This window comes from Micromonospora sp. URMC 107 (assembly GCF_051386315.1).
Taxonomy (GTDB): Bacteria; Actinomycetota; Actinomycetes; order Mycobacteriales; family Micromonosporaceae; genus Micromonospora.
In genome coordinates this window covers 1-11,000 of the sequence record NZ_JBPQTK010000165.1, presented here as the reverse complement: position 1 = coordinate 11,000, position 11,000 = coordinate 1, and the positions used below count along the sequence as shown (strand labels likewise).

The 11,000-nt window shown below is 75.1% G+C and carries 13 protein-coding genes and 2 pseudogenes; 11 read left to right on the top strand and 4 right to left on the bottom strand.

The window, feature by feature from the left end:
• The 3 genes and pseudogenes from ACSNN9_RS25625 to ACSNN9_RS25615 form a co-directional block, all read right to left on the bottom strand.
• Nucleotides 1–388 (bottom strand): annotated as a pseudogene (locus ACSNN9_RS25625) (ATP-binding protein); the annotation flags it as partial.
• A 49-nt stretch (nucleotides 389–437) separates the two neighbouring features.
• Nucleotides 438–800 (bottom strand): hypothetical protein, encoded by a 363-nt coding sequence (locus tag ACSNN9_RS25620; RefSeq protein ID WP_089003089.1) that lies wholly within the window; start codon nucleotides 798–800, stop codon nucleotides 438–440.
• 13 nt (nucleotides 801–813) lie between these two features.
• Nucleotides 814–1,128 carry a hypothetical protein gene (locus ACSNN9_RS25615; RefSeq protein WP_358089446.1) on the bottom strand — a complete coding sequence of 105 codons (315 nt, stop codon included), beginning with the start codon at nucleotides 1,126–1,128 and terminating at the stop codon, nucleotides 814–816.
• Between the two features lie 343 nt (nucleotides 1,129–1,471).
• On the opposite strand from ACSNN9_RS25615, the gene folP reads away from it, so the two are divergent.
• The 7 genes from folP (at nucleotide 1,472) to ACSNN9_RS25580 (ending at nucleotide 6,107) form a co-directional block, all read left to right on the top strand.
• Nucleotides 1,472–2,389, top strand: coding sequence for a dihydropteroate synthase (gene folP / locus ACSNN9_RS25610; RefSeq protein ID WP_436675762.1), 918 nt, complete (start codon nucleotides 1,472–1,474; stop codon nucleotides 2,387–2,389).
• Nucleotides 2,386–2,751 carry a dihydroneopterin aldolase gene (gene folB, locus ACSNN9_RS25605; RefSeq protein WP_436675761.1) on the top strand — a complete coding sequence of 122 codons (366 nt, stop codon included), beginning with the start codon at nucleotides 2,386–2,388 and terminating at the stop codon, nucleotides 2,749–2,751. Before folP ends, folB begins: the two co-directional genes overlap by 4 nt.
• A complete protein-coding gene (gene folK / locus ACSNN9_RS25600; RefSeq protein WP_357879177.1) occupies nucleotides 2,748–3,275 on the top strand; it encodes a 2-amino-4-hydroxy-6-hydroxymethyldihydropteridine diphosphokinase in 528 nt (175 codons plus the stop codon). The genes folB and folK overlap by 4 nt, the downstream gene beginning before the upstream one ends.
• Before the next feature lie 19 nt (nucleotides 3,276–3,294).
• Nucleotides 3,295–3,837 carry a DUF3180 domain-containing protein gene (locus ACSNN9_RS25595; RefSeq protein WP_358089442.1) on the top strand — a complete coding sequence of 181 codons (543 nt, stop codon included), beginning with the start codon at nucleotides 3,295–3,297 and terminating at the stop codon, nucleotides 3,835–3,837.
• A gap of 122 nt (nucleotides 3,838–3,959) precedes the next feature.
• Nucleotides 3,960–5,180 (top strand): ABC transporter permease, encoded by a 1,221-nt coding sequence (locus ACSNN9_RS25590; protein WP_436675760.1) that lies wholly within the window; start codon nucleotides 3,960–3,962, stop codon nucleotides 5,178–5,180.
• A gap of 54 nt (nucleotides 5,181–5,234) precedes the next feature.
• Nucleotides 5,235–5,549: a hypothetical protein gene (locus tag ACSNN9_RS25585; protein WP_357879185.1), complete on the top strand. Its 315-nt coding sequence runs from the start codon at nucleotides 5,235–5,237 to the stop codon at nucleotides 5,547–5,549.
• A 60-nt stretch (nucleotides 5,550–5,609) separates the two neighbouring features.
• On the top strand, nucleotides 5,610–6,107 hold the full coding sequence (locus ACSNN9_RS25580; RefSeq protein ID WP_436675759.1) for a hypothetical protein: 498 nt from the start codon (nucleotides 5,610–5,612) through the stop codon (nucleotides 6,105–6,107).
• 12 nt (nucleotides 6,108–6,119) lie between these two features.
• Here the strand turns inward: ACSNN9_RS25580 and ACSNN9_RS25575 are convergent, their stop codons facing one another.
• Nucleotides 6,120–7,121 (bottom strand): ABC transporter ATP-binding protein, encoded by a 1,002-nt coding sequence (locus ACSNN9_RS25575; protein WP_436675758.1) that lies wholly within the window; start codon nucleotides 7,119–7,121, stop codon nucleotides 6,120–6,122.
• Nucleotides 7,122–7,123: 2 nt separating this feature from the next.
• Here ACSNN9_RS25575 and ACSNN9_RS25570 point away from each other — a divergent pair, with 2 nt between their 5' ends.
• From ACSNN9_RS25570 to ACSNN9_RS25555, 4 genes and pseudogenes are all read left to right on the top strand, one after another.
• Nucleotides 7,124–7,807 (top strand): ABC transporter permease, encoded by a 684-nt coding sequence (locus tag ACSNN9_RS25570; protein WP_357879194.1) that lies wholly within the window; start codon nucleotides 7,124–7,126, stop codon nucleotides 7,805–7,807.
• Between the two features lie 55 nt (nucleotides 7,808–7,862).
• The gene (locus ACSNN9_RS25565; RefSeq protein WP_436675757.1) at nucleotides 7,863–8,585 is read left to right on the top strand and encodes an ABC transporter permease; all 723 of its coding nucleotides are present in this window, start codon (nucleotides 7,863–7,865) and stop codon (nucleotides 8,583–8,585) included.
• 232 nt (nucleotides 8,586–8,817) lie between these two features.
• Entirely contained in the window at nucleotides 8,818–9,822 is a 1,005-nt protein-coding gene (locus ACSNN9_RS25560) for a glycine betaine ABC transporter substrate-binding protein (RefSeq protein ID WP_436675756.1), read from the top strand.
• A 156-nt stretch (nucleotides 9,823–9,978) separates the two neighbouring features.
• Nucleotides 9,979–11,000 (top strand): annotated as a pseudogene (locus tag ACSNN9_RS25555) (hypothetical protein); the annotation flags it as partial.

Sequence of the window (11,000 nt, the reverse complement as noted above, 5' to 3'; positions counted from 1 at the left end):
GCGGCAGGGGGGCGGGGGCCGGCGGGAGCGCCGCCGGAGCGGCGGCCGGCTGCTGTCCGATGGCGGGGTGCTCCCGCCCGCTGGCCCGCTGCGACGGCGCCGCCGGCCGGGGGCGCGTGCCGCCGAACAGGTCGAGGAAGGGCGAGTCGATGTCGGCGCTGTCGCCGGTGCCGGCGGGTTGCTGCTCGGCAGGCGGCGTCCGGCGTGGGGCCGGACGGGGCGCCTGGAAGACGCCCACGCCACCGTGCCCGGGGCTGGTCACCAGGGCCGGGTCGAGGGCGACCTCGTCCGCCTCGGGGTTGTCCGGGTAGTCGAACGACCGCGCACGGTTACCGTGCGGGACGGCCGGGCGCCCTGCCGGGGAACCCGGCGTGGAACTGCGATTCATGCGACCGCCTCATCCGCGTCGTTCGACTGCCTGGTCGGGGTGCGACCGGTCATGCCAGTTCCTCCCGGATCCTGATCCGACTGCCGACCAGGCGGGGGTCCCGCTGCTCCGCGGCCGGCTCCCGGGTCCGCCGCCAGTCGGTCAGCGCGGTGCGGATCACCATGCGCGCGGGCCGGTCCGGGTCGACGTACCGGAAGATGAACGAGGTGCTCACGATGGCGAGCGCGATCTCCCAGGCGGGGAAGAGTTCGACCTGCAACGTGAACAGCCAGTGGATGAACATGTAGAGGGGGACGAGCAGCATGAACAGCCCGTACTGGGCGTACGGCAGGTGGACGGGAAGGGTGTAGCCGGGCGGCCCGAGGTAGACCAGGCGAGCCCGGTAGATGTCGTCGTCGGTGCGCAGCCGCATCTCGTGCCCGCGCCTATTCGAAGATCAGGTCGATCAGGTAGTCGCCGATGAAGAAGAGTGTGGCGGCTCCGGCGATGAAGGCGAGCCCGACGATCGCGATCGCCGAGCTGGTGAGGACCTTGGAGATCTCACCCCGGCTGGCCCGCCCGATGAAGATGACGCCCAGCACGGCCAGCAGGATCGGTGCGATCTTGCTGGCGAAGAAGGTGACGACACCCTCGGTGTCGATGCCCTTGGGCGCGGGCTCGGCGAGTGGAGTCGACGCCAGGGCGGAGAGCGTGTGGGCGGCGGCGGACGTCGCCGTGTCCATCAGCTCGATGGCGATCACTGGAACCTCCCCAAGTCGCGGCCGGCGGCGCCGCGGTGGTGCAGTAGGCATGCCTGGCGGGAACGGTGCTCCCTGTGCGCAGCGTCGGCGACCCTGCGTTCGTTACCCACCACGGAGGGTGGTGAGCTTTGGGCGGATTTTCCCGCTTCGGCCCTCCCTCCAGGCTTCGCCATCTCGATGCCGGGCAATTCCAAAGCGTACGGGCACCCACTGTTTGCGACAAGCCGCGAAGAGTCTGCCCGATCCGACCCGGACGACCGATCGTACACCCGTTCGAATGCGCATGTCACCGCCCTCGACCCGGCCCGCTCGGGGCGGCCCGGTCGACCGGTACCGTCTAGCCGTGACCGATCTGGTACGGGCCTCGACCCCGGTGGTGATGGGCGTCCTCAACGTCACGCCCGACTCCTTCTCCGACGGCGGACGGTACGCCGACCTCGACGCCGCCGTCGGACACGGCGTGCGGCTGAAGGCCGACGGCGCCCACCTGGTGGACGTCGGCGGCGAGTCCACCCGGCCCGGCTCCGACCGCGTCGACGCGGAGACCGAGACGGCCCGGGTGGTGCCCGTGATCCGGGAGCTGACCGCCGCCGGCGTGCCGGTCAGCATCGACACCACCCGCGCACGCGTCGCCGAGGCGGCCCTCGTCGCCGGCGCGGCCGTGGTCAACGACGTCTCCGGCGGCCTCGCCGACCCCGACATGGCCCGGGTGGTCCGGGACGCCGGCTGCCCCTGGGTGCTCATGCACTGGCGGGGGCACTCCCGCGAGATGGGGGAGCTGGCCCGCTACGCCGACGTGGTCGCCGACGTGCGCGCCGAGCTGGGCCGCCGCGTCGACGAGGCGCTGCGGGCCGGGGTCGCCGCCGACCGCATCGTCGTCGACCCGGGGCTGGGCTTCGCCAAGACCGCCGCGCACAACTGGGAACTGAGCCGGCACCTGTCCGAGCTGCTGGACCTCGGCTTCCCGCTGCTCTTCGCGTCCAGCCGCAAGTCGTACCTGGGGCGGCTGCTGGCCGGCCCCGACGGCACCCCCCGCCCCACGGACGGCCGCGACGTGGCCACCGTCGCCACCAGCCTGCTCGCGGTGGCGGCCGGCGCCTGGGGCGTACGCGTGCACGACGTCCGCGCCACCGTGGACGCCCTGGCCGTCTGGCAGGCCACCGGCGCGCCCCGCCTGGCATCCGCATTCACCGGCGGGGTCCGCCCGGCCCACGCCGGAGCCGGGGCGGACCGCGCCGCCGACCACGGAGGAGACCGATGACCGACCGGATCCAGCTGACCGGCCTGCGGGCGCACGGCCGGCACGGGGTGTACGACTTCGAACGCGAGCAGGGGCAGGACTTCGTCGTCGACGCCGTGCTGGAGATGGACCTCGCCCCGGCGGCCCGCTCCGACGAGGTGGGCGACACCGTCCACTACGGCGAACTGGCCGAGCGGCTGGTCGCGGTGGTGACCGGCGAGCCGGTCAACCTGATCGAGACGCTCGCCGACCGGCTGCTGGCCGTCTGCCTGGCCGCCCCCCGGGTCGAGGCCGCCACGGTCACCGTGCACAAGCCGGAGGCGCCCGTCCCGCACGCCTTCACCGACGTGGCCGTCACGATGACGCGGCGGCGGGACCGGTGACCCGCGCCGTCCTCTCCCTGGGCAGCAACCTCGGCGACCGGCTGGCCCACCTGCGCTCGGCCGTCTCGGCGTTCGGCGACAGCGTGCTCCTGGTCTCCGGGGTCTACGAGACTCCACCGTGGGGGGACGCGGACCAGCCCGCGTACCTGAACGCCGTGCTGCTCGCCGAGGACCCGGCCGCGACCCCGTACGACTGGCTGGAGCGGGCCCGGGCGGCGGAGCGCGCCGCCGGGCGGACCCGCGACCCGCAGCGGCGTTTCGGGCCGCGCACCCTGGACGTGGACGTCATCGCCGTGTGGACCGACGGCGACGAGCCGGTCCTCAGCGACGACCCCGAGCTGACCCTGCCGCACCCCCGGGCCCACCTGCGGGCCTTCGTGCTGCGGCCGTGGATCGACCTCCAGCCGTACGGGCGGCTGCCCGGCCACGGCTGGCTGACCGACCTGCTCAACAACGGTCCGGCGGCCGACGACGCGCTGGATCTGCGCCCCCGGCCGGATCTGGCGATAGAGTCGACCGCATGACCCAGTGGAGCCGGCCGGCATGACGCAGGCACGATCCCCACGACCGGGCGGGACGGGCCCCGAGCGGTCCCGGATGGGCCCGACCCGGATCTCCACCCTGGTGGTGGCCGGTCTCGGCGCCGCCGCGCTGGCCTGGCTGCTGATCAGCACCCTCTACTACGACTATCTGCCGGACCTGCCCTGGCTGCCGGTGGTCACGCTCGCCGCGTTGGCCGTGCTGGAGGCGTACGCCGCGGTCAACACCCGGGGGCGCATCGAGCGCAGGCCGGGCCGCGACCCGGTCAACCCGCTGCTGGTGGCCCGGTTCGTGGTGCTGGCCAAGGCGTCCGCGCTGGCCGGCGCGATCTTCGCCGGGTTCTACGCCGGGCTGACCGGCTGGCTCCTCGTGGAGCGCACCGACGCCGCGATGGACGACCGGCCGATCGCCGGCGCCGGCCTGCTCGCCGGGCTGGCGCTGGTGGCGGCGGCGCTCTGGCTGGAGCGCTCCTGCCGGGTCCCCGAGCAGGAGGACGACGAGGACCGCGAGCCCGGCGGCCGGGAGGGCCGCCCCGGCCCGCGCTGATCCCGGGGGGTTACGCCCGGCCTCCCGCGCGGGTACGGTGCCTGCGACCGGAGAGCAACGCCGCCCCGGTCCGCCCGCGCGTCGGACCTGGTTGGACGGGCGGCCACGTGGGAGGCGGCGTCATGCGGTACGACGAACCGGGGCGTGAGCCGTCCCCCGAGCCCTCGTCCGGCATCCCCGCCTCGGTCCTGGAGAACGTCTTCGACGACCCCGCGCACGGCGAGCCCGGCCGCGACCGGTTCGCCGTGCACGTCGTCTGGGAGCTGCTGCTCCTGGCCGGCCTGGGCGTCCTGGCGTACCTGCTCTGGCGGGAGGAGCCGGCCGCGCTGCGCGGCGACGGGTTGCGGTCCCTGCTCCTCGACGCGGTCGTGCTCGGGCTGCTGGCGCTGGCCGCCGGGCTGACCCTGCGTACCGCCGCGGTGAACCTGGCCGTCGGCCCGGTGGCGGTCGCCGCCGCGCTGCACGTCGCCGAGCAGGGCGACCGGGGCGCCGAGGCCGCCGCCGGACCGGCCCTGGCGGTCGCCGCGCTGGGCGGGCTCGCCCTGGCGCTGGTCGTGGTGGTGCTGCACGTGCCCGGCTGGGCCGCGTCCCTCGCCGGCGCGGCCGCGGTGATCGTGTACGTCGAACAGCGCTCCGCGGCGGTCCTGCCGCAGGGTGACTACGACCCGGAGCGCGGTGCCCTGCACCTCTTCGTCGGGTTCGCGGCCGTCGCGGTGCTCGGCGGCCTGTTCGGTTCGGTGCGGGCCGTCCGCCGGGTCGTCGGCCGGTTCCGCCCGGTCGTGGATCCCGCCCGGCGCCGGGGCGCGGTGGCGGCGGTGGTCACCTCCGGCGCGCTCGTCGGCTCCACGGTGCTGGCCGCGCTGGCCGGCATGCTCACCGCCAGCCGGGACATCGCCCCGGTCGCGCCGGACCCCGGGCTGGACTGGACGGTGCTCGCGGTCGGCCTGGCGCTGCTCGCCGGGACCAGCGCCTACGGCCGGCGGGGCGGGATCTTCGGCACCCTGCTGGCGGTCTGCCTGGTCACCGTCCTCCTCGCGTACGCGCAGGCCCGGGGCTGGACGGTGAGCCGGTGGGCGGTCGGCGCGGTGGCGATCGGCGTCGGGCTGCTCGTCACGCGGCTGGTCGAGGCGTACGGGCGGCCGGCGACCGGCGCGGCGGCGGAGCCGGTCCCCGCCGGGGACGGCCGGATCGGCGCGGGCTGGACGGCGCCCCCGGCGGACCCGGAGCCGGTCGGCGACTGGCCGCCGGCCGTGCCGAGGCGGTCCTCCGAGAGTCCGGTGGACCCCTGGAGCGACCCCGGCTGGGAGAACGGTCCGCGCCGGTGGGACGCCGGCGGGCGGTGAGCCGGTGCCGCGTCCACCCGGCCGGGAGTGATCTCGCCGGTTAGGCTCGGCTGCATGACCGACACACCATCGACCTCCGCCGGCCCGTCGTTCGAGGAGCTCGACGCGCTGTCCACTGAGGAGCTGCGGGAGCGGGCGTTCGCGGTCGCCCGGGAGCGCCGCGACGTGCGCTTCTTCTGGTCCGTGCTGCGGCACCTGCCGAACGCGGACGAGGCCGCCGCCCTCGACGGCGCGCCCAACTCGGTCGGGCCGACGATCGACGAGGCCGCGGCGCTCTGGCGGGAGCTGACCGGGCACGGCTACGAGGAGTCGGCGCCGCTGCTGCGGGCCGCGTTCATCGACTACCTGATGAAGCACCCGCGAGGGTGACGGCGACCGACGACCCCGGGCAGGTTTGCCCCCCGTGGTCCGCCGGGAACTGATCCGATCATGGCGCTCACCAACCCGGCACGCACCGGCGGTCGCTACGGGACGGCGGCGGGCACGGGCGCGCTCGCGGCGCTCCTCCTGGTCGCGGTCTGCGGCAGCCCGGCGTACGTGGGCTGGGCCGCCGGCACCGACCCGAACTCCGCCGGCGGCTGGTACCTGCAACTGCTCTCCTGGCCGGCGTGGCACTTCGACGGTGACGGGGCGACCGGCAACCTGCTCGTGGCGAACCTGCGGGCCGTCCTGCTGGTCATCCTCGCGGCGCTCTTCCTCTACCTGCTGCCCACCTCGCAGGTGGCGCGGGTGCAGGGGTCAGGGACGCAGTTCTTCTCCGGCTGGGCGGCGTACGTCCTGGCCAGCGGGTTCGCCTCGCTGCTCGCCGCCTTCCTCGGCCCGGAGCCGTCGCTGCTCACGGCGATCCAGGCGGGTGGCACCGGCGCGACCTACGGCTTCCTCTCCGGTTGGATCATTGGCACGGCCAGCCTCGGCGGTCGCGCCTGACCCGGCCGCCCCTCACCGCCCGGGCGTGCCCAGTTCGAGCAGCCGCGCCCGGCTGAGCACGCCGATCGGCCGCCCTGCGTCGGTCACCACGACCCGGTCGGCGGACGAGGTCAGCAGCACCCCCAGCGCGTCGTACGCCGAGCCGCCGACCGGCATCGTCGGCAGCTCGGCCAACCCGGTCTCCGGCAGCGGTTCGACGGCCTCGCCGGTGACCGGGGTGACCGCCAGCCGGCGGATGCCCCGGTCCGCGCCCACGAACTCCCGGACGAAGGGCGTGGCGGGCGCGCCGAGCACGGCGGCCGGCGTGTCGTACTGCTCCAGGCGCCCGCCCTCGGAGAGCACCGCGATCCGGTCGCCCAGCCGGACCGCCTCGTCCAGGTCGTGGGTGACCAGCACGATGGTCTTGCGCACCTCGGCCTGCAGCCGGAGGAACTCCTCCTGCAACCGGGTCCGCACGATCGGGTCGACGGCCGAGAACGGCTCGTCCATCAGCAGCACCACCGGGTCGGCGGCGAGGGCCCGGGCCACCCCGACCCGCTGCCGCTGCCCGCCCGAGAGCTCGTGCGGGTAGCGGCGGCCGAACGTGGCCGGGTCGAGCCCGACCAGCTCCAGCAACTCGTCGACCCGGCGGCGGCTGCGCTGGCGGGGCCAGCCGAGCAGCCGGGGCACGGTGGCGACGTTGGCGCTGACCGTCTGGTGCGGAAAGAGCCCGACGTTCTGGATCACGTAGCCGATCCGGCGGCGCAGCCGGACCGGGTCGACCCGGGTGACGTCCTCGCCGCCGAGCAGGATCCGGCCGCCGGTCGGCTCGATGAGGCGGTTGACCATCCGGAGCACCGTGGACTTGCCGCAGCCCGACGGTCCGATCAGCACCGCCAGCTCCCCGGCCCGGATGTCCAGGCTCAGCTCGCGTACGGCCTCGGTGCCGTCCGGGTAGCGCTTGCGGATGCCCTCCAGGGCGATCGACGCCGCGCGCGGCTCGGCGGGGGCGGTGCCCTCCGGGGTAACGTCCACACATGTCCTTCCGCCTGAGCTACCGGGCCGACCCGGGTAACCCGTGGTTCTCCTGGCAGTACGTGCGGGACAACTCTGACACGATCCTCGCCGCGCTGCGTGAGCACGCCTCGCTGACCGCCCGGGCGGTGCTGATCGCCGCCCTGATCGCGCTGCCGCTGGCGGTGGCCGCGTACTGGTACCGCTCGCTCGCCGGGCCGGTCCTGGCCCTCACCGGGGTGCTCTACACGGTGCCGTCGCTGGCGCTCTTCGCGTTCGTCGCCCCCTACCTGGGCATCGGCGCGGTGACCGCGCTCAGCGTGGTGGTCCTCTACGCGCTGCTGGTGATCGTCCGCAACGCCGTCGCCGGGCTCAACCAGGTGCCCCCCGAGGTCCGCGAGGCGGCCGAGGGGATGGGGTACGGCCGCTGGGGCCGGCTGTTCCGGGTCGAGCTGCCGCTGGCCCTGCCGGGCATCCTCACCGGGTTGCGGCTGGCCACCGTCTCCACGGTGGCCCTGGTGACCGTGGGCGTGGTGATCGGGCGCGGCGGTCTCGGGCAGCTGATCTTCGCCGGCTTCCAGAACAACTTCTACAAGGCGCAGATCATGACGGGGACGCTGCTCTGCGTCCTGCTCGCCCTGGTGCTCGACCTGGTCCTGGCCGGCGCGGGCCGGCTGCTGACCCCCTGGCTGAAGCGGGCCCGGTGAGCGCGAGGAACGCAGCGCAGCGGAGTCCCGCGGTCGCGAACGAAAGGCGGGTCCGGTGAATCCGGTCGAGGCGGCGCTGGTCTGGCTCAACGACCCGCTGAACTGGACGAACCCGGGCGGCATCCTGGACCGGCTGGGCGAGCACCTGTCGATGTCGGCGGCGGCGGTGGCGCTCGGCTGCCTGGTCGCCTGGCCGATCGGGCTCTGGCTCGGGCACACCGGCCGAGGCGGCGGCCTGGTGGTGCTGGTGTCAAACGTGTCGCTGGCCGTCCCCACGCTCGCCCTGCTCACCATCCTGCCGCTGACCTTCCTCGGTTTCGGCCGGCCGTCGGTGGTGGTCGCGCTGGCCGTCTTCGCGGTGCCGCCGCTGCTGGCCAACGCGTACACGGGAGTGCGGCAGGCCGATCCGGAGGCCCGGGACGCGGCGCGCGGGATGGGTTTCTCCGGGTGGCAGCTGCTGCGCCGGGTCGAGCTGCCGCTGGCGGTGCCCTACCTGGCGGCCGGGTTCCGCACGGCGGCGGTGCAGGTGGTGGCGACCGCCGCGCTGGCGTCGTTCGTCAACGGCGGCGGTCTGGGCCAGATCATCCGGGCGGGCTTCGGGCTGGACATCGCCGCCGGTGGCGGCCAGATCATCGCCGGTGGCGTGCTGGTGGCCGGGCTCGCCATGCTGCTGGAACTCGTGCTGGCCCTGGTCGAGCGGCTGGTCACGCCGCGCCCGCTGCGGGCCGGCCGCCGTCGGGCGCGTCGCCGGGCGGCGCAGGCGGTGGCCGGCGGCTGAGCGTCGTCCGCCCACCCGCACGCCGGAGCGCCTGCCCGCCGAGGCACGCGGTGACGATCCGGTGACAAACTCGCTCCCGGGTTGTCGGTCCCGCGTGGAAGATGTTGGGTGGGAGACCGGGCGGCCCCAGGGGAGTCGCCCGTGGGACACAGCGGGCGGCCGGACGAAGATCGCCCGTCGGACACGCGGCCGGCCCGGCAGGGTCGCGCCGGGACACGGAAGGCGGGCAATGATGCGCGCACGTACACGCCTGGCCGTCGGTGCGGTGGGAGCCCTCGCCGCGGCGGGGCTGCTGACCGGCTGCGGCGACGCCGGCTCCTCCGGCACGGACGCCCCGGAGCAGGCGGCCTCGGGGGCCGGCTGCGCGCCGGTCGCGGGTGACCAGCTCGTCGTCCTCGACGACGACAAGAAGCTCCAGAACACCGACAACGTCATCCCGGCGGTCAACGCCGACGCGGCCAATCCGCAGCTGATCGCGGCGCTGGACAAGGTCTCGGCGGCGCTCGACACGCCGAAGCTGATCCAGCTCAACAAGGCCGTCGACGTCGACCGCAAGACGGCGCAGAAGGCGGCCGAGGAGTTCGCGGCGGCCAACGACGTCACCGCGGGCATCGCCAAGGGGCCCGGCGGGCAGATCGTGATCGGCGCGGCCAACTTCACCGGAAGCCAGATCCTGGCCGAGCTCTACAAGATCGCCCTGACCGCCGCCGGCTACGACGCCAAGGTGCAGCAGATCGGCAACCGCGAGCTCTACGAGCCGGCCCTGGAGAAGGGCGAGATCCAGGTTATCCCGGAGTACGCGGCGACCATGGCCGAGTTCCTGAACACCAAGGCCAACGGCAAGGACGCCCAGCCGGTGTCCTCGCCCGAGCTGGACAAGACCGTCACGGCGCTCAAGGCGGCCGGCGACAAGGTGGGCCTCGTCTTCGGCACGCCGGCGGCGGCGCAGGACCAGAACGCCTTCGCCGTGACCAAGGCGTTCGCCGACAAGTACGGCGTCAGCACGCTCTCCGAGCTGGCCGCCAAGTGCTCGGGCCAGGCCACGGTGCTGGCCGGGCCGCCGGAGTGCCCGCAGCGGCCGAAGTGCCAGGCGGGGCTCGTCCAGGTCTACGACTTCAAGGCCGGCTCGTTCAGCTCGCTGGACCAGGGCGGCCCGCAGACCAAGAACGCGCTGAAGACCGGGGCCGCGAGCGTGGGCCTGGTGTTCTCCTCGGACGGCGCACTGGCCGTCGGCTGACCTTCGGCCGGCCGCCGGTGGCCCCGTGCCGCCGGCGGCCGACGTCGAGCCGCGCAGCCGGTCGGTCGACGCCGACGGGGCGATCGGCGGTGAAGATGTCGGTTGCCCTGTTCACCCCTTTCCCAGGCGCGGCAGGTCTCGGTAGGCTGCGGACCCATGCCAGCCCCGGTCGCCCCCGCCGACAAGCGCATCCCGTCGCTGCTCACCGTGTTCTTCTGGGCCGGTGTCGCCCTGGCGCCGGTGGCGGCGTTGATCCTGCTCGTCGCCGACAGCAACGGTCCGCTGCGCTTCGCGGCCGTGCTCGCCATCCTGGCCGTCGTCCTGATCGGCTTGTCGATCGCGTTGCGTCCGGACGGCGCGGGCCCGGCCCGGACCGAGGAGCTGCTGGACGAGATCGAGCAGCTCCGCCGCGAGTTGCGCGGGGAGATCGTGGCCGCCGCCCAGCGCGGCAACCAGGCGCTCGACCAGGCCCAGCGGGCCCAGGAGGAGATCACCGCGCTGCGTCGGCGGTTGGACGCCAGCAGCGCCGCGCTGGCCGGGGTCGACGCCCCGGCCGTCGCCGGCCGGGAGCGGGCCTCCGTGGACGACGCGGTCGCCGGCCGGGAGCGGGTGCCGGAGCAGGCCGACGCGGTGCCCCGCCGAGGGCGCGCCGACCGGGACGACGAGGAGCCCATCCGCAGGCCGCAGCCGGCTCCACGGGCCGAGCGGCCCGCGCCCGGCCAGGTCGGCGGGTACGACACGGACGAGCCGGCCCCGGGAACGGCTGGCGGGTACGGCGCGGACCGGCCGGCCGCCAGCGGGACGGCCGGCGTGTACGGGGCGGCCCGGCCGGCGGAGCCGGGGAGCCAGCCCGCGGCCCGCCCGCTCGGGGTGGTGCGGCACACCGAGACCGTGCACGTCACCACGCGGCACACCATCGTGGACGGTGCCGCGTCCGTTCCCGGCGACCGGGGCACCCGGTACGGCGGCGGGTACGCGGGACGCTGGTCCCCGGCGCAGGAGGAGCAGCCCTGGCAGGGCGAGCCGGACGACCGCTCCTGGCCGGGCCACGGGCACGACGACCCGGACGACCGGCCCCGGCACGACGACCGGCCCCGCCACCACCGGTCCCGCCGGGACGACGACGGATCGCGGCCGGGCTCAGGGGCCGCCCGGGACGACCGGCTCCGGCCGGACCA